Origin of the sequence: Agrobacterium sp. LAD9, assembly GCF_003031125.1 — a bacterium.
Classification (GTDB): domain Bacteria; phylum Pseudomonadota; class Alphaproteobacteria; order Rhizobiales; family Rhizobiaceae; genus Agrobacterium; species Agrobacterium radiobacter.
Genome location: NZ_PHGS01000018.1, coordinates 182,265 through 204,597 on the forward strand (window position 1 = coordinate 182,265; position 22,333 = coordinate 204,597).

The window sequence follows — 22,333 nt, forward strand, 5'->3', positions numbered from 1 at the left end:
ATGATCGGGCTGCCCGGCGCGCATGGGCAACCGCGTAAAGCCCCGGATCAGTCTTTCCTGATCCGCAATCCCTCCAGAAAGGCCCGGAAGCTTCCCACGGCCCGTTTCGAGGTCATTTCGGGGTCGTCGGAATTGGCGATCCACTGGGCGGCGGCGCTGCTTGCCGCGTTGATGAAACGGGCGCATGCCTCCGCATCGATATCGCCGATGGTGCCTTCTTCCTTCAGGGCATCGAGGCTTCGCGCGACTGCCGAGATGCAGCCGTTTGCATTTGGCCAGCGCGACGGATCGCCGAGCACCGCCGGCCCGTCACGAAACATGATCCGCTGGATTTCCGGTTCGAGAGCCATGCGCACATAACCGAGATTTTCCTCGACAAAACCCTCCCACCGGGACTCGGCCCTCGAGGAGATGTCACAGAGCCTCTTCGTCATTTCCGCGTCGATTTCAGCCACCACCGCCAACAGCAGGCCTTTTTTATCGCCAAAATGGTGATAGAGCGCGCCGCGGGTGAGACCGGCCTCGGCGGTGAAGTCATCCATCGACGCCTCCGCATAACCGATGCTGCCAAAGGCCTTGCGGCCGGCGGCCAGAAGCTTCGTCCGCGTCTCGGCAATCATTTCACTGCGAGGTTTGCGCATTTTTTCTCCATTTTCCACATACGACGCGTATATTAGTTGACATACGCGCCGTATGCAATTATCTCATTCACATACGCCACGTATGTATGTGGTGGACACCCTCTGAACAAGGTGCATCCCGATGGCTAATCCATACAGAGAAATTTTCCGGGCTCCAGGCGCAAAAGGCTTTTCCGCCGCCGGTTTCTTCGCCCGCCTTCCCATTGCCATGGCCCCGATCGGCATCGTCGCCATGCTTTCGCAAACCCATGGCGAATATTGGCTGGCCGGCGCCGTCTCCGCAACCTTTGCGCTGACCAATGCCGCCGTCTCCCCACAAATCTCCCGGCTGGTGGATCGCAAGGGGCAGAGCAAGGTCCTCATCCCCGCCACCATCGTCTCGGTCATCGCCTTTGCGGCACTGATTATCGCGACAAACCAGAAATGGCCGGCCTGGACGCTGTTCCTTTCCGCCTTCCTCGCCGCTGCCATGCCGAGCATTCCGGCCATGATGCGCGCCCGCTGGACGGAAATCTTCCGCGACCAGCCGGAACTGAACACCGCATTCGCCTTTGAATCCGCCGCCGACGAACTCGTCTACATTTCAGGCGCATCGCTTTCCGTCGGCCTGGCAGTCTCGCTCTTTCCGGAAGCGGGCATGATGATCAGCACCACCTTCCTGGCGCTCGGCACCTTCGCTTTCCTTCTGCAACGTTCGACCGAGCCCAAGGTACGCCCGGTTGAAAGCGGTCGCCGGCAGCGTTCGGCCATCTCCCTGCGTCCGGTCCAGATCATCACGCTTGCGCTGATCTTTGTCGGCTCCACTTTCGCCACTGCCGAGGTAAGTGCCGTCGCAATCACCAAGGAACTTGGCCAACCGGAAGCCGCCAGCCTCGTCATCGGCGTTTATGCCATCGGGTCCTTCGTGGTCGGCCTCATTCTCGGCGCGCTCAATCCCAAAATGCCGCTGCAACGCCAACTGCTGATCGCCGTCAGCGTGCTTGCACTCACCGCTCTGCCGCTGCTTGTCGCCAGCACTTCTGTCGCCCTTCTGGCTTTTGCCGTTTTCCTCAGCGGCGTTGCAATCTCTCCGATCTTCATCACCTCATTCGGCCTGATCGAGCGCCGTGTGCCTGAATCGATGCTGACGGAAGGCGTGACCTGGGTGATGACCGGCATCGGTATCGGCATGGCGCTCGGGGCATTTCTCTCCGGCTGGGTCATCGATAATTTCGGCCCGGATAACGGTTTCTGGGTGTCAGTCGCCGCAAGCCTTTCGACCGTTGCCATCATCACGCTCGGTCAGCGCAGCCTCTCCGGAGATCGCGAAAGATCCGGCATAGAGGCCGTGGCGCAGCCCGCCGAATAACAACTTTTACTCGTAGTCTGCCTCATTCATCGCGGTAATTGATATGTGAGCAGGAAAGGTCACAGACTAATCTATAGTACAGCGATTGTTTTACTTTGCTGTCGCCCCGCAAGCATGATACCGGCAACATTAATGGCCGATGATATCATGCCTGCGGGGCGATCCTGCTTATCGACGCTGTCGCTTCGCATATTCTCGAATTCGGCACCGATTGCGCATAATCGACCGACGGCTGCATCGTTCGACACGCCGACCGCCCGCTCGCCGGGCCGGCACGGAGGTCGATTACCGGAAGGCAAGGCTCTTGAGTTGGGATCTGCAGGAATTGTTCCGGCTATATGCGAAGGGCATTGTCAGGTCCCTGCGCAGCAGGGGCATCGATCCTGAAACGGCATCCGATCTGGCACAGGATGCGTTCCTGAAGGTGCTGGCCTCCCCGCCGCCGGCGAGTGCTGCTTCCCACAATCCAAAATCCTACCTCTATACGGTAGCGCGCAATCTCAGCATCGACCATTATCGCCGCGAACGCAGCCTGCGCCGTGTCGATCTGCCGCAAAATGCCTTCGATGCCATCATCGATCCGTCGCCATCGGCCGAAACCATCGTCTACGACCGCCAGCGGCTGCAACTGGTGGAGCAGGCGCTGGCGGAACTGCCGCGCCGGGTGCGCGAGGCATTCCAGCTGCACCGGATGGGCGGCCTGACGATCAGCGAAGTGGCGCAGAAGCTCGGTATGTCCACCACCCGCACCTGGGTTTTGATCCGCGATGCCTACGAACATATCGAGGACCGGCTGAACGGCCTCTAGAGGACGAAAGCCATCCATCTTGCCCTGCTGCGCAATAAACTTCTTTTCATCCGGAAATATGCCGCCTCTCATTCGTATATATCAAAGGCTGTGACGTTTTCCGATCTCCGGCAATTCTGAAAGGCTCCCTATGAACGAAGTGTCGGAAGAGCGGCGCCTGTTTCGTGAAGCTGCGGATATTGCCATTCGTCTGCAGAACGACCCCGGCAATCCCGTCGCCATCGAAACGGCGCGCGCCTGGATAGAGCGCGGACCGGCCCATGCGGCCGCCTGGGCGAAGGTTGCCGCAATCCACGGCATGACCGGCCAGGTTCTGGCCGAGGAGGCACGCTCCTCGCAGAAGGGCTTTGATCCCAACCGGCGTCTTTTGCTCGTCGGGGGCGTGCTCTGTCTCGGCGCGGCCGCGGGCGGTTCGGTGCTGGCGCCCTATGTGACGCTGCGCGCCCGCGCCGACTATCTGACCTCGACGGCCGAGATCAGAAAAATTCCCCTCGAGGATGGCAGCATGGTCACACTCGGGCCGGACAGCGCAATCGCGGTTGATTTCGGCGAGCGGGCAAGACGGGTGAACCTCCTGTCCGGCATGGCCTACTTCGATGTCATGTCCGATCGTTCGCGCCCCTTCTCGGTCGCCTGCGGGCCGCTGACAGCCACCGCGCTCGGGACCGCTTTCGACGTTTCGGGCGATGATCTCTCCATCTCGGTCTCCGTCGATCGCGGACTTGTTCTTGCCACCTCGCCCGATCTGCCCTCTCCCGAGGGAGAGAAATTGGCGGCAGGTGACTGGCTGACCTACGATCAGGCATCGCGCCGCATGGATCGCGGTGTCAGGGAGGCTTCGGAGATAGCGGCATGGCGCACCGGCATGCTCATTGCCGAGAAAGAAACCGTCGCGGCCGTGGTCAATCGCATCGCCCGCTGGCAAAAGGGTAAGGTGGTCATCGCTACCCCTGCCCTAAAAAACAATGTCGTCAGCGGCGTATTCGACCTTACCGATCCCCTGCGCGCGCTCGATGCCGTGGTGCGGCCGTTCGGCGGGAAAGTGCGGACAGTCACGCCATTTTTGACCATTATTTCTTCCGTCTGATAAAACTTGAGGAAAAGAGGAAAATTTTCGAACGCCATTCGTATTGTCCTCAGGGAGCCCGCTGGCAGCATCCGCCGGCCGGTCTCCGGGGACATATCTAATGGAGTGGCTTTCACATGGGGAATGAGTTCTCATCGGCTCATAAGGGTAACAACAGAGGGCGCAACAGCCGCGCGCTGGCCTTCGCTTTTCTGGCGACAACATCGGCGCTCGCCGCCGGCATCGCGGCACGGCCGGCCTTTGCACAGGCGGCTTATTCGGTTCCGGCCGGCCCGCTGAACAAATCGCTGGCAAGCTTCGGGAAATTGTCGGGAACGCAGATTTCCTACGATGCCTCGATTGCGCGCGGAAAACTTTCGCAGGGCGTCAGCCGCGCGACCACCCGCGAGCAGGCGATCGTGGAACTCCTGCGCGGCACCGGCCTCGTTTATTCCTTCACCGACGCCACTTCCGTCATCATCGCCGCGCCGGTCAGCGCCGCGAGCGCTGCGGCAGCCGGAAACTCCACCCTTCTCGAGCCCATTACGGTTCTGGGCACGCGCGGCGCATCCGTGCTGCAGCAGGACGGGCTCGCACAGGATGGCTACCGGACGGAGACCCTGTCTTCCCTGGGCCTGCTCGGACAGACGGCCATTCGCGATACGCCGTTTTCAGTCACCGTCGCGCCAAGGGAGCTGATCCAGAATATCCAGGCGCAATCCCCGGAGGATATTTACCGCGTCCTGCCGACCATCCGCAGTCAGACTCCGCAGATGTCCGGCTGGGCGCCGATGGCCAATATTCGCGGTTTCACCACCTATGACACCGCCGAAGACGGCTTCCGCCGCTCCTATAGCCATGCGACGGTGCTGGAGGACAAGGAACGCACAGAGGTGCTGTCAGGCCTTTCCGGCTTTCTTTATGGCGCGGCCTCACCCGCCGGCATGATCAACTATGTTTACAAGCGTCCGACACAGGAACGTTTGAACAGCGTGACGGTCGGCAATTACGGCGGCGCGCAGGCCTTCGTCCACGGCGACTTCGGCGGCCGCATCGACCCGGAAGGCGATATGGGCTATCGCCTCAACATCGTCCGCTCTGCAGGGGACACCGCCATCGATGACCAGAATGTCGACCGCTTTCTGGCAAGCGGCGCTTTCGACTGGAACATCACCGACCGGCTGAAACTGGAACTCAATGCGTCATACAGCAAATACAAACTGGACGCCGCCAACTCCTATTGGGCTTTCGCAGACGGCGTGCTGCACGGCGATGCGCCCGACGCCAGCAGAAACTGGAGCCAGCCCTGGATTCACGACGAAATCGAGAAAAAACGCTACTCAGCCAAGCTCACCTATGATGTGAACGACGCCACTACCCTGCGCGGCGGCTATATGCGGGAATATATCGACCGGCCGGTTCAGGATCATACGATGAACTCCGTTGAAACGCCGGGGGAATATTCCCAGATCGCAATTCGCTCCGGCAGGACAAAAAACGTATTCGACGCCGCAAACTTTTTCGCTGACGTCTCTTTCGACACTGGCGCGGTTTCACACAAGCTGACTGCCGGATATTACATGTATCAGGGCAAGGACTGGGGTACGACTTACAACCCCAACACCGGCTGGCAGCCGTCCTTCCCCATGTCTTCTCCCCGGCACATTGCCGAGCCGACTTTCCCGCCAAACACCGGCACGCTCTACAAGTCCGGCTATGTCCGCAATCAAAACTTCGTCGTCGGCGACCAGATCGAGTTCGACGAACAATGGTCGGCCCTCGTCGGCGCCAATTACAGCATGATCCAGAGCCAGTCGCTGGACAGCAGCGGCGCCCGCTCCGCACCGGATTACGATGAAGCAAGGCTCTCGCCCTCGGCATCGCTGCTGTTCAAGCCGATAGAGGCGATTACTCTATACGGCAGCTATATCGAAGGCCTCGAACAGGGCGGCGTTGCGCCGGATACGGCCGCAAATAGCGGACAAATTCTCGCCCCCATGGTCAGCAAGCAAAAGGAAATCGGCATCAAGGGCGACGTCGGTGACATGTTGCTGACGGCGGCTCTGTTCGAGATCACCAAGGCTTACGAACTCACGACGGACAACAACGTCTACACGCAGGACGGCCGCCAGCGCCATCGCGGCGTCGAGTTCACAGCGACCGGCAAGGTGACGGATGACCTTACCATCCTCGGCGGCGTGACATTCCTCGACGCCAAGGTCGAAGGCGGAACCTATGACGGCAAACGCCCCATGAACGTCGCCAATGTTCTGGCGAAGGTCTATGCCGAATATGAGGTTCCCACCGTCGAGGGTCTCTTCCTGACCGGTGGCCTTTATTACACCGGCAAACAATGGGCGACATCCGGAAACAACGATCGCCTTTCCTCCTATGTCACCGCCGATCTCGGTCTGCGTTACACCACCGAAAACTTCGGCAATCCGCTGACATTCCGGCTGAATGTCAGCAACATCACCGATGAGAACTACTGGCAGAACAGCTATTATCTCGGAGCGCCGAGAACCGTCTCCTTCTCGGTTCAGGCGAAATTCTGATGATGCTGCGCAGTTGCCTGTCCCGCAGGGCGTTGCTCTGCGGGGCGGGATCCTTTTTTCTCACCCACCGCCCATCATCCGCCACCCGTTCCGGCGGCATCGCCGCCATGGACTGGGTGAGCGGGCAGAACCTGCTGGCGCTCGGCGTGCAGCCCGCCGCCATGCCGGAACTCGAGCGCTATGGCAGTCTCGTCGTTGAGCCCGCCCTGTCACCATCGGTCGCCGAGCTTGGATTGCGATCCGAGCCTAATCTGGAATTAGTCGACTACCTTCGGCCAAGCCTGATCCTGCGTAGCGATGATTTCACGATAGCCGCCGACCGGCTTGCCGCCATCGCGCCCATCCATCTTTTTGACGCCGGTGTAACCGCAGGCGAGAGCCATCTGACCAGTGGCAGAAACGCTCTCATGGCGCTCGCCGCGCGGATCGGCGAGCCTGGCCGATTTGACGCGTTTCAGGAAAGTTTTGACGCGGAAATGCAGCAGGCACGCACACGGCTCTCCGCCTATGACGGACGGCCTCTCCTGCTCGCGACAGTGATAGATGGCAGACGTCTGCTGGTTTTCGGCAAAAACAGCCTTTTCCAGAATGTTCTCGATCAGTTCGGCATCAGGAACGCCTGGGAGGGTTACACCTCTAAATATGGTCATACGACGGTGACGGCCGACCAGCTTTCCCTCCATCCGCAGGCGCGGCTTCTATGCATCGGCGATACCAGCAGCGAGAAGCTCGATACGCTTCTCGCCGCGCCCGTCATCAAAAGCCTGCCCTTTGTTCGCGAAAACCGATTGGTACGTATCAAGGACGTGTTGTTCTACGGCGGATTGCCGCCGGCAAAACGTTTCGCACGCCTCGTTTCCAAAGCCCTCGCCGGTGAAGCGTCGCAATGAGGACGGCGAACATTTCAACGATCGTCGTCACATCGCTCGCCATCGTCTGCGCCGGCCTTACCGGCCTCAACCTGTTTCTGCGCATGCCCGAGGGAACGCCGCTTGCGGCCCTGTTTTTTCCCGATCCGGACGTGACGGCGCAGGTACTGCTTCACAATACCCTGCTGCCGAGGATCGTGGTCGCGCTGATGACCGGCGCGACGCTCGGTCTTGTCGGGGCGATCCTGCAAAACATCCTGCGCAATCCGCTCGCCGAACCGGCGACGCTCGGTATTTCGGCCGGTTCCTATCTGCTGCTTGCCATTGCCACGCTCTGGTTCCCGCAATGGATGGGCGCACAGGAATGGATCGCCTTTGCGGGCGCGGCGCTGTCGCTTCTGGCGATCCTCGCACTCTCCTGGCGTAAAGGCCTGTCGCCCGTCACGGTCACGCTGGCGGGCATGATCGTCAGCCTCTATTGCGGTGCTGCGAGCGCCGTTCTGGTGCTGTTCAACCATGATTTTCTCGTCAGCATCTTTTTATGGGGCGCGGGATATCTCGATCAGCAGGACTGGAGCGCCGTCTCGTTTCTGGCCCCTCGTCTCGCCGTGCTCATCCTTGCCGTAGCACTTCTTCTTCGCCCCCTGACGATCATGACGCTTGAGGACGCCAATGCCAGAAGTCTCGGCCTGTCGCTTGCCGCCTACCGCCTGCTGACGCTGGTGGTGGCATCAGCCTTGACCGCGGTTGTCACCACCTCTGTCGGCATCATCAGCTTTATCGGTCTCGCCGCACCCGCACTGGCGCGTGCCTGCGGCGCAAGACGAATGGCGGCGCAGCTTGGTTATTCGGCAGCGCTTGGCGCATTGCTGCTAACCTTGACCGACCAGATCGTGCTGTTTTTCCCCGTCACCTATCGACTGTTCCCGACCGCCGCCGTCACCGCCCTTTTAGGCGCACCGCTGATGTTCGCGCTGATACGGCGGCTGAATATGCCGGCCCCGCCGCAGCCGGGCGCACAGCCGGCGGTGGCGCGCCTTGCCCGGCCCATTTCGGCTTTGTTCGGCCTCATCGCCATTCTCTGCATCGCCGCAGGCATCGCACTCTTCGTCGGGAAGAGCACGGAGGGCTGGTCCTTCTCGGGACTTTACGATCTGCATGGCCTCGGCTGGCGCTGGCCAAGGGCGCTCGCGGCCTTCAGCGGCGGGGCGATGCTGGCGCTTGCCGGTGCCATTCTGCAGCGCGTGACCGGCAATCCCATGGCGTCGCCGGAAGTGCTGGGCGTCTCTTCCGGGGCGATGCTTGGCGTCATCGCGGTTCTTCTCACCATTGCCGCACCCACCCGCGCCGCGCAAATCCTCGCCGGTGCGGCGGGGTCGCTCACGGTTTTGCTGCTGATGCTGACCCTGTCGCGCAAGCCGGGTTTTTCCGGTGACCGGCTGCTGCTGATCGGCATCGCGCTCAGTTCCGTCTCCGGTTTCGTCATGGCCGTATTGATGACATCGCAGGACCCGAGACTCGGTCAGCTTCTCGCCTGGCTTTCCGGCTCCACCTATGCGGTCGCGCCGGGCGAGGCCGTCATGGCAGCGATCCTGCTTTCTTTTGGGCTTGCCTTAACCCCCTTCATTCGCCGCTGGCTGGAGGTGCTGCCGCTTGGCGAAGACATCGCCAGAAATACCGGCGTCTCAATCGTGGCAAGCCGCTACAGTCTCTATTCGCTTTCCGCCATTCTCACGGCGAGCGCCACGATTCTCGTCGGCCCGTTGAGTTTTGCCGGACTGATGGGGCCGCATCTGGCGCGGCTTGCGGGTTTCCAGCGCGCCGGTACGCAACTGCCGGCAGCGGCGCTGATCGGCGGGCTTATCTTGCTCACCGCCGACTGGCTGGGACGCAACCTTATTTTTCCGTTTCAGATACCCGCAGGCCTGCTGGCGACGGTGGTTGGCGGACCGTTCCTGCTTGTACTTATCGGAAGACGCGCATGACCATATTCGCAGATGAGAGTTTTCGGATCCTGACAGTGGTAGACAGCCAGCGCATCGCCCCCTTCATGCAGCGCCTGCGATTTTCCGGCACCGGGCTTCACCGTTTCAATACGCTGAAGAACCTGCATGTCAGGCTTTATTTCTCAAAGCAGACCAAAAGCTTCGACCACAATCTGTCCGCCGCGAAAAATGTTGAGGAACCCACGGATGCCTTCGACGTCCGCTACTACACGATCCGGGCTATAGACCCCGATAGCGGTTTTATCGACATCGATTTCGTCCTGCATGAAGATGCAGGCCCGGGATGTTCCTTTGCCCGAAACGCGCGGCCTGGTGCGCTTTGCGGCATGTCCGGCCCGTGCGGGCTGGGAATGAAGCCGGCAAAAAACTATCTGCTGGCCGGAGATGAAACGGCCTTGCCCGCCATTGCCCGCATCTGCGAGAACCTGCCCGAAAATGCCGTGGGTCAGGTCTTCCTGCGGGCCGCGAATTGCCGATATGACATCGCCGCACCTTCGGGAATACAAATATACTGGCTGCCGCGCTCGGCCGTGTCCTCCGCAAAATTTGTTGAACGCGTTTGCGATGCGGCAATGGAGACAGCCGCTTCCACCAATGATTATTTCCTGTGGCTCGCCAATGCATTCTCCCAATGGCAGGGCTTTCGGGGCAAATTATCCGTCCTGTCCAAAAAACGTTATCTCAACGCCTGCTACTGGCGGGACGACATGACGACGAACCACTGACGAAGGACACAAATCACGGCTCCGCGCGCCCCCGCATTCAACCCATGCGCTCGGACACGTGTTCTCCGGGAGACGCGGGAAAGACAACCGTCCTGTTTCCATTCAGGAAGACCCGGTGATGAATATGGGCGTGGATGGCCCGGGCAAGAACCTGGCTTTCCACATCCCGACCCAGGCTGACATAGTCCATCGCGCTTTGGGCATGGGTTACGCGGATCGTATCCTGCTCGATGATCGGCCCTTCATCGAGATCGGCGGTGACGTAATGGGCGGTCGCGCCGATCAGCCTCACCCCGCGTTCATATGCCTGTTTATAAGGGTTGGCGCCCTTGAAAGATGGCAGGAAAGAATGATGGATGTTGATGATGCGGCCAGACATTTCCTGACACAGCCGGTCCGACAGGACCTGCATGTAGCGCGCAAGCACCACAAGCTCCGCTCCGGTATCCCGCACCACCTGCAGGATCGCGGCTTCCGCCTCGGGCTTCGTTTCCGGCGTGACGCGAATGTGGTGAAAGGGAATGTCCTCGTTCACCACCTGCTTCTGGTAATCGAGGTGATTGGAAATCACCGCGACGATCTCGACCGGCAGCGCGCCGATGCGGGAGCGATACAGCAGATCGTTCAGGCAGTGACCAAAGCGCGAGACCATGATCACGACCTTCGTCTTTCGCGAAAGGTCATGAATATCATAGTCCATATCGAAATCGGCCGCGACGGGACCAAAGCCGTCGAGCAGCGCATCGCGTCCCGATCCCTGTTCGGAAACGAAGCTCAACCGCATGAAAAAGCGGCCCGTCTCCCGGTCGGTGAATTGCGAACTGTCGTTGATATTGCATCCGGACCGGGCGAGATAACCGGATACGGCGGCGACGATGCCGCTGCGCGCCGGGCACGCGACTGTCATTATATAGGTGCTCAAATCCTGCTCCCCTGGGTCTTTGCCGCGCGGACGGATCGCCCGCGCTTTCGCGCCGATTGCCTATCAACCGCCGGCCGTGGTCAGGACGGCGATTGAGACTTGCCGAAGCCCGGCAGGGCCGCTTACGAACCGTAGATCGGAAAGGCCTCGCAAAGTGCAGCAACCTTTCCCCGCACCTCGGCTTCGACCGCGGCATCCCCTTCGGCATTCGTCGCCAGCGCGTCGATGACACGCAGGATCAGCGCGCCGATCTGTTCGAATTCGGTCACGCCGAAACCGCGCGTGGTGCCGGCTGAACTGCCGAGCCGGACGCCCGAGGTGACGAAGGGCTTTTCCGGGTCGTTGGGAATGGCGTTCTTGTTGCAGGTAAGCCCCGCCCGCTCCAGAGCGATTTCGGCAACCTTGCCGGTCACGCCTTTCGGCCGCAGATCGACCAGCACCATGTGGCTGTCGGTTCCACCCGAGACGATGCCCAGACCACCCTTCGTCAGCACCTTTGCCAGCGCCTGCGCATTGGCGATGACCTGGCCGGCATAGTCGGAAAATTCCGGACGCAAGGCCTCGCCGAAAGCCACGGCCTTGGCGGCGATGACGTGCATCAGGGGGCCGCCCTGATTGCCGGGGAAGACGGCCGAGTTCAGCTTCTTCGCCAGATCGGCGTCATTGGTAAGGATCACGCCGCCGCGGGGGCCGCGCAGGGTCTTGTGGGTGGTGGAGGTGACGACATGGGCGTGCGGCACCGGGTTCGGATATTTGCCGCCGGCGATCAGACCGGCATAATGGGCCATGTCGACCATCAGATAAGCGCCGACTTCGTCGGCTATTCTGCGGAAGCCGGCAAAATCGATCTGGCGCGGATAGGCCGATGCGCCCGCCACGATCAGCTTCGGCTTGGTCTCCAGCGCCCGCGCCCGCACCTTCTCCATATCGATCAGATGTGTATCGGCATCGACCTCATAGGAGACGACATCGAACCACTTGCCGGACATCGTCACCGGCGAACCGTGGGTCAGGTGGCCGCCATGGGCAAGTGACATGCCCATGATCCGGTCGCCCGGCTGCAGCAGCGCCAGAAACACCGCCTGATTGGCCTGCGCGCCGGAATGCGGCTGCACATTGGCGAATTCCGCACCGAAGAGCTGCTTCAACCGGTCGATGGCGACCTGTTCGACCTTGTCGACAAATTCGCAGCCGCCGTAATAACGCTTGCCGGGATAGCCCTCGGCATATTTGTTGGTCAGCACCGAGCCTTGAGCCGCCAGAACATCGGCGGAAACGATGTTTTCCGAAGCGATGAGCTCGATCTGCGTTTTCTGGCGGTCGAGTTCCTCGGCGATGGCGTCAGCGATCACCGTGTCCGAAACGGTATTATGTGACAGGCGGTTGAGCATTGTTTTCTCCTCCCAGATCAAGCGATATCAGCCGCAAGTTCCTTGCAGCCGGTTTCAAGCAAATGGCCAAGATGCGACACGAAACTGTTCCAGATATCCATGCGGAAACGGTTTTCCGCATCGCGCCAGAGCACCACGGTCACGCCGTCGAAAATCGTTCGGCGCGCCTCACCGACAGCAATGGTGTCGATATCGCGGGCGCAGCCCAGCGTCAGCAGTTCGCCAGCCTGTGGCCCCTCGATCGAGAGCGTCACTTCCCGGCCGGAAATATCGACGAGGCTGTGCGGGTGGCTGGCATAGACAGCGCCGCAGGCCGTAATCAGTCTATCGGCTTCCCCTGTCGGAGCAAGGATCGTCCATTCGTCGGGACCGAGGCGCACGGCCTCGATTTCGCCTGCGGCGGAGCGGGTGCCGATCCGGTCGGGCAAGGCAAGGCCAAGGGCGGCGCTGAGCGGGGTGAGATCACCCCGGGCGCGTAGCGACAGCCGCGTCTGCGCCGGCAGGATGCTGACCCGGGCCGCTTTGCTCTCGGCCAAAGTGCCGGAAACGAGGGAGGAAACGCGCATGTTCATTGTCATCTCCGGGTCAGATTTTCAGGCGGGTATTTTCGGGATCGACAAAGACCATCCCGGTGATTTTCGCGGCAATGGTGCGGTCCAGCATGGGGATATAGACGGTCTCGCCCATCCGCTCATGGCCACCCTCCACCAGAGCCAGCGCGATGGGCTGGCCGGCGGCATCCGAGTGATAGGACGAGGTGACGTGGCCGACCATTTTCATCGGGATCGGCTGTTTCGGATCAAAGACGATCTGCGCGCCCTCTTCCAGCTTCGAGCGGTCTTCGGTCAGAAGGCCGACGAGGTGGCGGCGATCCTTGGCGACGAGATCGGGGCGGGCAAGGCCACGCTTGCCGACGAAATCCGGCTTGTTCTTGCCCACGGCCCAGCCCATCGCGGCGTCATAGGGCGTGACGGTACCATCGGTATCCTGACCGACGATGATGTAACCCTTTTCGGCACGCAGCACATGCATGGTCTCGGTGCCGTAAGGCGTGATGCCATATTGCTGGCCGGCCTCCCACAGGATTTCCCAGAGCTTGCGGCCGAGCGGTGCAGGGACATTGACCTCGAAACCGATCTCGCCGGTGAAGCTGACGCGGAACAGCCGCGCCGGCATGCCGGCCACCGTGCACTCCACGCAGGACATATGCGGGAAGGCCTCTTCCGTCAGTTCGACGCCTTCCACCAGCGGCACGAGCAGCTTTGCCGCGTTCGGGCCGTTCAGCGCAATGGTGGACCATTGTTCCGTCGTCGAGGTCAGCCAGACATTGAGATCCGGCCACTCCGTCTGGAGGTAATCCTCCATCATGTTCAGCACCCGGGCGGCGCCGCCTGTCGTGGTGGTGACGTGGAAACGGTCTTCGGTCATGCGGCCGATGACGCCATCGTCGCGAATGAAGCCGTCATCGCCGAGCAGCAGGCCATAACGGCAACGGCCGGCGGCGAGCTTCGTCCAGGGATTGGTATACATGCGGTTCATGAACTCGACCGCATCAGGCCCGACAACTTCGATCTTGCCGAGCGTCGAGGCGTCGAAGATGCCCACACTCTGGCGCACCGCCCGGCATTCGCGGCCGACAGCCGCGTCCATGTCTTCGCCCGGTTTCGGGAAATACCAGGCGCGACGCCATTGTCCGACCGGCTCGTAGACCGCGCCATGGGCCTCAGCCCACCCGTCGATCTGCGTCTTGCGCGTCACCTCGAAATGCACGCCGCGGTGATAACCGGCGAAGGCTCCGAAGGTCGTCGGCGTATAGGGCGGGCGGAAGGTGGTGAGACCCACCTGAGGCTGGCGTTTGCCGAGTGCTTCCGCCGCGATGTTGAGGCCGTTGATGTTGGACATCTTGCCCTGATCGGTCGCCATGCCGTTGGTGGTGTAGCGCTTGACGTGCTCTATGGAACGCATGCCCTCACGCACGGCGAGCCTAAGATCCTTGGCAGTCACATCGTTCTGGTAATCCACGAAAGCCTTGGCCTTGCCGGCATCACGGTCGCTCGGCAGTTCCGTGTGCGAGACGCCGCTGCCGGTGCGGTCATGTTCCACCACAAGGGCGGAAGGGTTGGCGGCCTTGCCGAGCGCTACTGCAACTTCGCGACCCCGTTCAGCACCGTCCTTCAGCGCCGCTTCGATGCCCCAGAGCCCGCGTCCGGCCCCGGCAATCACGCAATCCTCGTTGGTGGCGGCAGGAAGAAACGTAGTCCGCTCGTCATCCCAGGCGATCTTGCCCTGCGTATGGGAAAAGAGATGCAGCGACGGCGTCCAGCCGCCGGACATCAGCACCGCGTCGCAGGCGATTTCCTGCCCCGCACCAACCGACGCACCATTCACCGGATTGACCCGGACTGACTTGACGCGCAGCCGCCCCGACGTCGCCGTGACCGTATGCGACAGCTTGACCGGAATGCCGAGCGCACGCGCCTCGTTCACCAGTTCTTCCCGCACCTTGGCGCGGGTATCGACAATGGCCTGAACGCGTGCGCCCGCGCCGTGAAGATCAAACGCCGCATACCAGGCGCTGTCATGGCTCGTCACCACCACCGGCCGGTTGCCGACCTTGACGCCATAGCGGTTGAGATAGGTCTGCGCGGCACCCGCGAGCATCACGCCCGGCCGGTCGTTGCCGTGGAAAACCAGCGGCTTTTCCAGTGCGCCCTGCGCCAATACGACCTGACGCGCCCGAACGCGCCACAGGCGTTCGCGCGGCGTATCCTTCGGCACGGTCTCCAGATGGTCCGTGAGCTTTTCGCAAAGGCCTATCATGTTCTGGTGGTAATAGGCGATGGCCGTCGTGCGGGTCATTACCTTGACGCCGCGCTCCTTCAGCGCCGTCAATTCATCCGCCAGCCAGTTCCATACGGGCTTGCCATCGATCTTCGCCTGCGGCTCCGACAGCAGCGTGCCGCCGGCTTCGGCATTTTCATCGACCAGCACGACCTTGAGACCATCGACCGCCGCCGCACGCGCCGCCGCCAGACCGGCCGGACCAGCGCCGACGATCAGCACATCGCAATGCAGGTTGCGCGAGGCATAGATATCCGGGTCTTCCTCGGTGGGGGAAACGCCGAGACCCGCGGCCGCGCGAATGAAGGGCTCATAGACCTTGTTCCAGAAGCTCTTCGGCCACATGAAGGTCTTGTAATAGAAACCTGCTGAAAACAGCATATAGGCCATGTCGTTGACAGCGCCGATATCAAATTTCAGGCTCGGATATTTGTTCTGGGAGGTGGTTTCCAGCCCGTTCCAGATTTCCTGCACCGTGGCGCGGGTGTTCGGCTCGAAACGTCCTGCGCTGCGGCGGGTGCCGATCAGCGCATTCGGCTCTTCGGAACCCGCCGCCACCGGGCCGCGCGGGCGGTGGTATTTGAACGAGCGGCCCATGAGATGCACGCCATTGGCGAGAAGTGCCGAGGCGACCGTATCGCCCTTCACGCCGCGATAGGTCCTGCCATCGAAGGTAAAGCTGACCGAGCGGGTGGCATCCACACGGCCACGGCCGGAAACGCGATAGGAGTTCATTTCGACACCTCGGAACTGGCTGGTGCACGGGTCAGGGAAGAAAGTTCTGGACGCGGTTCACCCGCACGATAGGTCGTGAGGAACCGGTCGCTCACCGTGTCACGCACGGCGTTGAAGAAGCGGCCGCAACCATGCAGATGCCGCCAGCGCTCGAAATGCGGGCCTTTCACGTTTTCGCGGATGAACAGGAATTCTTCCCATTGCTCATCGGTCTGCGACGAAGGATCGGCGGCGCGGGTAATATGGGCCTGCCCGGCATAGGTGAATTCGGCTTCGGGCAGCGTTTCATTGCAATAGGGGCAGCGGATCAAAAGCATGGGGTCGGCTCCTCAATGCGCCACGGCGGCGGCGGCGGCCTCGTCGATCAGGCGGCCGGAGCGGAAGCGTTCCAGCGTGAACGGCGCGTTGATCGGGTGCGGTTCGTTTTTGGCAATGGTCCAGGCGAAGGTGTGGGCAGCGCCCGGCGTGGCCTTGAAACCGCCCGTACCCCAGCCGCAATTGACGTAAAGCCCGTCAACCGGCGTCTTGCCGAGAATGGCCGAGCGATCCGGCGTCACATCGACGATACCGCCCCATTTGCGCAGCATCCGCATGCGATTGAAGATCGGGAAAATCTCGACGATGGCCGCAATCGTATGCTCGATCAGCGGCAGGCCGCCGCGCTGCGAATAGGATGTATATTGGTCCGTACCCGAACCGATAACCAGCTCGCCCTTGTCGGACTGGCTGATATAGGCGTGGACCGCATTCGACATGACAACGCAGGGGAAGATCGGCTTGATCGGCTCCGACACCAGCGCCTGCAAAGGATAGCTTTCGAGCGGCAGGCGCACGCCGGCCGTGTCCATGACAACTGAGGTGTGGCCGGCGGCGGAAACCGCGACCTTCTTCGCCTTGATGAAGCCCCTCGCCGTCTCGACACCAGCGACGGAGCCATCGGCATTGCGACGAATGGCGGTGACCGGGCAGTTCTGGATGATATCGACGCCACGGGCGGCAGCGCCGCGCGCATACCCCCAGGCGACGGCGTCGTGGCGCGCAGTGCCGGCACGTTCCTGAAGCGCACCGCCCATGACAGGATAACGCGCATTCGGCGCAATGCTGAGCGGCGGGCAATATTCCTTGCATTCTTCCGGGGTGAGCCAGCGATTGTCCACACCGTTCAAACGGTTGGAATGGATATGACGCTTGAAGCTCTGCACATCGTGCACATTGTGGGCCAGCATCAGCACGCCGCGCCTTGAATACATGACGTTGTAGTTCAGCTCCTGGCTCAAGTTCTCCCACAGATCGACGGCGTGATCGTAAAGACGGGCGCTCTCGTCATAGAGATAGTTCGAGCGGATGATCGTCGTGTTGCGGCCGGTATTACCGCCGCCGAGCCAACCCTTGTCGATGACGGCGACATTGGTGATGCCGTGCTGGCTGGCCAGATAATAGGCGGCACCCAAACCATGGCCGCCGGCGCCGACGATGACCACGTCATATTCGGCTTTCGGCTGGCTGTCCGGCCACTGCTCGTCCCAGTTCTTGTGGCCGGTCAGGGCATTCCGCAAAAGATTGAAAGCATTAAAACGCGTCATGAGCGGACCCGATGGTTGGAAAATCTCGTGTCGTAAACGCTATGAGCATTTGCCGCGCCCCGGCTGGACAATCGCGTCTGTTTGCATGAATATTTGCGTCATGACTTCACACCGCGCCAGAAAACGCCTCAGCGTCGCCTTCCTGCTTGCCGACCGCTTCACGCTGTCAGCCTTTGCGAATTTCGTTGATGTGCTGCGTCTTGCCGCCGACGAGGCGGACCGTTCCCGGCCTATCCTGTGTGAGTGGTCGGTGCTCTCGGCAACGCTGGGCAGCGTGCAATCGAGCTGCGGCGTGAAGGTGCAGCCGGATACACGGCTGATGGACGCCGGGCATTACGACTATATCGTCGTTGTCGGCGGCTTGATCAGCGATCACAGCGCCCTGCCGCAGGAAGCGCTGCGGTTCCTGAAAGACCGGGCGGCGGCGGGCATTCCCATCGTCGGGCTCTGCACCGGTGTCTTCATTCTGCATGAAGCGGGCCTGCTTGATGGTTATCGCTGCTGCGTGAGCTGGTTCCACCATCAGGATTTTCTCGACCGTTTCGATACCGTCCAGATGATCTCCGACCAGATTTTCGTCATCGACCGTGACCGGCTGACCTGTTCCGGTGGTCACGGCGCAGCCCATCTGGCGGCTTTCCTCGTCGAGCGCCATGTCGGCCAGTCCGCCGCCATCAAAAGCCTCAACATCATGATGATCGACAGCGCGCTGAGCGGCGAAAAACCCCAGCCCGGCCAGCAGAGCGCGCGAAAGGCCAATGATCCTCTGGTCAAAAAAGCGATCCTGCGGATGCAGCAGAATATCGAGGTTCCGAAAACAGTGCTGGAACTGGCGAACGACCTTGGCCTTGGCCGCCGCAGCCTCGAACGGCGTTTCCTCACCGATCTGAACGCGACGCCGTCCAAGGTCTATCTCGAGCTTCGGCTGGACCGTGCGCTCTCCCTCCTGCGCACCACGCATGACCCGATCACCCAGATTGCGCTCGCCACCGGTTTCTGCGACGCGCCGCATCTTTCCCGCACGCTGCGAACCGAGCGCGGTTTCACACCCAGCGAATATCGCAAGACGCAGGCCGGCCACACAGCGACTGACGAGGAATTCGCCGTCGGCGTGCTGCTTCCGCAAGCCTGAAATATGTTGCAGCGGCCTAGGAACCCGCAGTCATAAAGGTCAGCCGGGTGAAAGCCGTATAATTGGATTCCGACACCATCAGGGCGGCGAAGACAAGCACGAGGACCGGTGGGAGCAGGATGACGTAGATCAAGACGAGCCGTTCCCAGGCCAGATGCATGAAAATCGCGATGATCAGCCCCGCCTTCAGCAGCATGAATACGATGATCAAAGACCATCGGGGATAGCCCTGAATGCCGAGATAATCGACCATATAGGAGAACGTGCTGAGAACAAAAAGCAGTCCCCAGGCCACCATGTAAAGTCTTATCGGATGCTGCTGCGATTGTTCCTGTGCCATGATGCCATCCTCACTCACCACAGATAGAAGAATGCGAAGATGAAGACCCACACCAGATCGACGAAGTGCCAATAAAGCCCCATGATCTCGACGACCTCGTAATGCCCCTTGCGGCTAGTGAAAAATCCGCGCCTTTCCTGATCGAAATCTCCCCGCCACACCTTGCGCGCAATGATGAGGAGGAACAGCACGCCTATCGAGACATGGGTGCCGTGAAAGCCCGTGATCATGAAGAACGTCGAACCGAATTGCGCCGCACCCCATGGGTTTTCCCAGGGACGCACGCCTTCCTCGATCAGTTTAGTCCATTCGAATGCCTGCATTCCGACGAATGTCGCGCCAAGGAGGGCCGTTACCACCATCAGCGCTGCGGTTTTGCGACGGTCACGGCGATATCCGAAGTTGACGGCCATGGCCATCGTGCCGCTGCTGCTGATGAGGACGAAGGTCATGATGGCAATCAGGATCAGCGGGATATCCTTGCCGCCAATCGTCAGCGCAAAAACCTCGCTCGGATTGGGCCAGGCGACGGTGGTCGACATGCGCGCGGCCATATAGGCCAGGAGGAAACAGCCGAAAATGAAGATGTCGCTGAGGATGAAGATCCACATCATCGCCTTGCCCCAGGAGACGTTCTTGAACGCCCGCTGGTCCGATGACAGATCGGCGGCAACGCCGCGCATTCCCGTGGGGCGCAGATGCGGATCGCTTGCTGGCCTTTCCATGGATGCGGTCATGATCGACACTCCTTAGAGGATTTCCAGTAAAAGTACGTAGCGTCCGGAAAATCTGATGCTTAGATAAAACTTAGAGCGGCGGGACCTGCTCCGGTTCATCTCCCGCCGCTCTAGCTGACCAATTGACGGCATAGATCGACAAAACTATTCGCCCAGCCGGCGAAGAGCGCAAAAAGGATCAGCCACACCACCAGCATGAAATGCCAGTAGATGGCGCACAGCTCCACGCTCAGGCGCATCCTTGCCGACAGGGGTCCGCTGCGGGCGCGGATTGCGGTACGTCCAAGCACACAGAGCCCGCCCACTATATGCAGGCCGTGCAGCCCGGTGATCATGTAAAAGAAGCTGTTGGATGGGTTATCCGCCAGTACATAGCCTGCGGAGGTGAGTTGCCACCATGCCAGGAACTGTCCGGCGACAAAGAGAACGGCCGTCGCAAAGGCTGCCGCGAGAGCCATATTCAGCCTGTCGCGGTGACCGGCGCCGGCTTCGGTTTTTGCCCATTGCAGCGCCAGACTACTGGCGGCGAGCGCCGCAGTATTGGCCCATAACAGCCCGGGAATGGGGATGCCCCACCAGTCCGCGCCACCCATGCGGCCGAGATAGGCGCTGATAAGCAGCGTGAACAGCGCGCCCACGACACCCAGAAAAATGCCGAGCCCGAGTTTCGCTATTGTCGCCGACGATCCCTGCATCTGCGGTGCATCGCCTGCCACCCCCACTTCCAGCCATGGCTTTGAAGTGAGCCGCTGCCCCGCCATCCACCAGGCGATGATGCCGGCAATACCCGCCATGAAGATGAGAATGGCGATCATGACAGGGCCCTCTCCGACGACCCGGCCGCAGCCGGCTGGTTTTGCGGCAAGAAGTCCTCATCCGCGCCGGGCACGCTGTAGTCATAAGGCCAGCGATAGACGACCGGCAGCTCCTTGCCCCAGTTTCCATGAACCGGCGGGGTCTGCGGCGTTTGCCATTCCAGTGTCGTCGCCCGCCACGGATTGCCGCCCGCCTGTTTGCCCCAGCGAAGGCTCCAGGCGAGATTGAACAGGAACAGCAGTTGTGCGGCGCCAACGACCAGTGCTGCAACGGAGATGAACATGTTCAGGGTGTGTGCCGAGGGTGGAATGAAAGCGGCCTCGCCCAGTTCGTAATAGCGGCGTGGCACGCCCATCAGGCCGAGATAATGCATCGGGAAGAAGATGGCGTAAGCGCCGAGAAAGGTGATCCAGAAGTGGATATGCCCCATCGCCACGTTCAGCATGCGTCCCGTGACTTTGGGATACCAATGGTGGATCGCGCCGAAAATCACCATGATCGGCGCGACCCCCATCACCATATGGAAATGCGCGACGACGAACATCGTATCCGAAAGCGGAACGTCTACGACGACATTGCCGAGGAAAAGACCGGTCAATCCGCCATTGATGAATGTGACGATGAAGGCGAGCGCAAACAGCATCGGCAAGTTCAGATGGATATCGCCGCGCCAGAGCGTCAGCACCCAGTTATAGACCTTGATCGCCGTCGGCACGGCGATGATCAGCGTCGTGGTCGCGAAAAAGAAGCCGAAATTCGGGTTCATGCCGCTGACATACATATGATGCGCCCAGACGACGAAGCTCAGCGCCGCGATGATGACGATCGCCCAGACCATCATCCGGTAACCGAAGATGTTCTTGCGTGCATGGGTGCTGATGAGATCCGAGACGATGCCGAAGGCCGGAAGTGCCACGATATAGACTTCCGGGTGGCCGAAGAACCAGAACAGGTGCTGGAACAGAATAGGACTGCCGCCCTCCTGTTTCAGCTGTTCACCCATCTCTACGATGGCGGGCATGAAGAAGCTCGTGCCGAGCAGCCGGTCGAACAACATCATGACGGCGGCAACGAGAAGCGCCGGGAAGGCGAGCAGCGCCATGGCGGTTGCCGTGAAGATGCCCCATATCGTCAGGGGCATGCGCATCAACGTCATGCCGCGCGTGCGCCCTTGTAGCACCGTGACGACGTAATTCAGCCCGCCCAGGGTAAAGCCGATGATGAACAGGATCAGCGAGGACAACATCAGGATGATGCCCCAGTCGCGCCCGCCCGGCGTTCCCGATAAAAGCGCCTGCGGCGGATAGAGCGTCCAGCCAGCGCCCGTCGGCCCGCCAGGCGCGAAGAAACCGGCGACCAGCACGAGGACCGCGAGCAGGTAGAGCCAGTAGCTCAGCATGTTCGCATAGGGAAACACCATGTCGCGCGCGCCGAGCATCAGCGGGATCAGATAATTGCCGAAACCGCCGAGAAACAGCGCGGTAAGCAGGTAAATCACCATGATCATGCCGTGCATGGTGATGAACTGATAATAATGTTCCGCGTCGATGAAAGAGAAATAACCGGGAAAGCCGAGTTGCAGGCGCATCAACCAGGATAGCACCAGCGCCACCATGCCGATTGCCGTCGCGGTCAGGAAATATTGAATGGCGATGATCTTGGCATCCTGGCTGAAGACATATTTCGTCCACCAGCTTTTCGGGTGATAAAGCTCGACATCCTCGACCTCAGCGGGCTGGATGACCTGCCCCGCGCCGGATCCAATCTCGACCATCTTCCGTCCTCCCTGTTTCCTCCGACGCGGCTTTTCCCTTCAAC

At 60.8% G+C, this 22,333-nt stretch carries 19 protein-coding genes; 8 read left to right on the forward strand and 11 right to left on the reverse strand.

Translation table 11 applies throughout. The annotated features are described in order from the left end of the window. Positions 1 to 47: 47 nt before the first annotated feature. On the reverse strand, positions 48 to 641 hold the full coding sequence (locus tag DA915_RS19765; RefSeq protein ID WP_020813009.1) for a TetR/AcrR family transcriptional regulator: 594 nt from the start codon (positions 639 to 641) through the stop codon (positions 48 to 50). A 121-nt stretch (positions 642 to 762) separates the two neighbouring features. Here DA915_RS19765 and DA915_RS19770 point away from each other — a divergent pair, with 121 nt between their 5' ends. The 7 genes from DA915_RS19770 to DA915_RS19800 all read left to right on the forward strand — a co-directional run bounded on the left by DA915_RS19770 (position 763) and on the right by DA915_RS19800 (position 10,018). Beyond that, the gene (locus tag DA915_RS19770; protein ID WP_107677023.1) at positions 763 to 1,989 is read left to right on the forward strand and encodes an MFS transporter; all 1,227 of its coding nucleotides are present in this window, start codon (positions 763 to 765) and stop codon (positions 1,987 to 1,989) included. Between the two features lie 304 nt (positions 1,990 to 2,293). Next, a complete protein-coding gene (locus DA915_RS19775; RefSeq protein WP_020812324.1) occupies positions 2,294 to 2,797 on the forward strand; it encodes an RNA polymerase sigma factor in 504 nt (167 codons plus the stop codon). A 130-nt stretch (positions 2,798 to 2,927) separates the two neighbouring features. Then, positions 2,928 to 3,884, forward strand: a complete 957-nt coding sequence (locus DA915_RS19780; RefSeq protein WP_107677024.1) for a FecR family protein — start codon at positions 2,928 to 2,930, stop codon at positions 3,882 to 3,884. Between the two features lie 116 nt (positions 3,885 to 4,000). Further along, complete coding sequence (locus tag DA915_RS19785; RefSeq protein ID WP_107677025.1) at positions 4,001 to 6,418, forward strand: TonB-dependent receptor; 2,418 nt, start codon at positions 4,001 to 4,003, stop codon at positions 6,416 to 6,418. Next, entirely contained in the window at positions 6,418 to 7,308 is an 891-nt protein-coding gene (locus DA915_RS19790; RefSeq protein ID WP_107677026.1) for an ABC transporter substrate-binding protein, read from the forward strand. The genes DA915_RS19785 and DA915_RS19790 overlap by 1 nt, the downstream gene beginning before the upstream one ends. Next, positions 7,305 to 9,272, forward strand: coding sequence for a Fe(3+)-hydroxamate ABC transporter permease FhuB (gene fhuB, locus DA915_RS19795; protein ID WP_107677027.1), 1,968 nt, complete (start codon positions 7,305 to 7,307; stop codon positions 9,270 to 9,272). Before DA915_RS19790 ends, fhuB begins: the two co-directional genes overlap by 4 nt. Then, complete coding sequence (locus DA915_RS19800) at positions 9,269 to 10,018, forward strand: siderophore-interacting protein (protein WP_107677028.1); 750 nt, start codon at positions 9,269 to 9,271, stop codon at positions 10,016 to 10,018. The genes fhuB and DA915_RS19800 overlap by 4 nt, the downstream gene beginning before the upstream one ends. 37 nt (positions 10,019 to 10,055) lie before the next feature. On the opposite strand, the gene purU is transcribed toward DA915_RS19800, so the two are convergent. From purU to DA915_RS19830, 6 genes are all read right to left on the reverse strand, one after another. Then, positions 10,056 to 10,940, reverse strand: coding sequence for a formyltetrahydrofolate deformylase (gene purU / locus DA915_RS19805; protein ID WP_107677029.1), 885 nt, complete (start codon positions 10,938 to 10,940; stop codon positions 10,056 to 10,058). A 122-nt stretch (positions 10,941 to 11,062) separates the two neighbouring features. After that, positions 11,063 to 12,331, reverse strand: coding sequence for a serine hydroxymethyltransferase (glyA, locus tag DA915_RS19810; RefSeq protein ID WP_107677030.1), 1,269 nt, complete (start codon positions 12,329 to 12,331; stop codon positions 11,063 to 11,065). Positions 12,332 to 12,348: 17 nt separating this feature from the next. Continuing rightward, positions 12,349 to 12,903 carry a sarcosine oxidase subunit gamma family protein gene (gene soxG / locus DA915_RS19815; RefSeq protein ID WP_162693461.1) on the reverse strand — a complete coding sequence of 185 codons (555 nt, stop codon included), beginning with the start codon at positions 12,901 to 12,903 and terminating at the stop codon, positions 12,349 to 12,351. 13 nt (positions 12,904 to 12,916) lie between these two features. Then, on the reverse strand, positions 12,917 to 15,907 hold the full coding sequence (locus DA915_RS19820; RefSeq protein ID WP_107677032.1) for a sarcosine oxidase subunit alpha: 2,991 nt from the start codon (positions 15,905 to 15,907) through the stop codon (positions 12,917 to 12,919). After that, positions 15,904 to 16,224 (reverse strand): sarcosine oxidase subunit delta, encoded by a 321-nt coding sequence (locus DA915_RS19825; RefSeq protein ID WP_003504489.1) that lies wholly within the window; start codon positions 16,222 to 16,224, stop codon positions 15,904 to 15,906. Before DA915_RS19825 ends, DA915_RS19820 begins: the two co-directional genes overlap by 4 nt. Positions 16,225 to 16,236: 12 nt before the next feature. Beyond that, positions 16,237 to 17,490, reverse strand: coding sequence for a sarcosine oxidase subunit beta family protein (locus DA915_RS19830; protein WP_059761129.1), 1,254 nt, complete (start codon positions 17,488 to 17,490; stop codon positions 16,237 to 16,239). An 85-nt stretch (positions 17,491 to 17,575) separates the two neighbouring features. On the opposite strand from DA915_RS19830, the gene DA915_RS19835 reads away from it, so the two are divergent. Beyond that, the gene (locus DA915_RS19835) at positions 17,576 to 18,622 is read left to right on the forward strand and encodes a GlxA family transcriptional regulator (RefSeq protein WP_020813016.1); all 1,047 of its coding nucleotides are present in this window, start codon (positions 17,576 to 17,578) and stop codon (positions 18,620 to 18,622) included. A gap of 16 nt (positions 18,623 to 18,638) precedes the next feature. Here DA915_RS19835 and DA915_RS19840 read toward each other — a convergent pair whose 3' ends face one another. The 4 genes from DA915_RS19840 to DA915_RS19855 all read right to left on the reverse strand — a co-directional run bounded on the left by DA915_RS19840 (position 18,639) and on the right by DA915_RS19855 (position 22,289). After that, the gene (locus DA915_RS19840; protein WP_020813017.1) at positions 18,639 to 18,962 is read right to left on the reverse strand and encodes a cytochrome C oxidase subunit IV family protein; all 324 of its coding nucleotides are present in this window, start codon (positions 18,960 to 18,962) and stop codon (positions 18,639 to 18,641) included. A 14-nt stretch (positions 18,963 to 18,976) separates the two neighbouring features. Then, a complete protein-coding gene (locus tag DA915_RS19845) occupies positions 18,977 to 19,699 on the reverse strand; it encodes a heme-copper oxidase subunit III family protein (RefSeq protein ID WP_020813018.1) in 723 nt (240 codons plus the stop codon). A gap of 110 nt (positions 19,700 to 19,809) precedes the next feature. Beyond that, positions 19,810 to 20,514, reverse strand: a complete 705-nt coding sequence (locus DA915_RS19850; protein WP_107677033.1) for a cytochrome c oxidase subunit 3 — start codon at positions 20,512 to 20,514, stop codon at positions 19,810 to 19,812. Further along, positions 20,511 to 22,289 (reverse strand): cbb3-type cytochrome c oxidase subunit I, encoded by a 1,779-nt coding sequence (locus tag DA915_RS19855; RefSeq protein WP_087746519.1) that lies wholly within the window; start codon positions 22,287 to 22,289, stop codon positions 20,511 to 20,513. Before DA915_RS19855 ends, DA915_RS19850 begins: the two co-directional genes overlap by 4 nt. Positions 22,290 to 22,333: the final 44 nt, after the last annotated feature.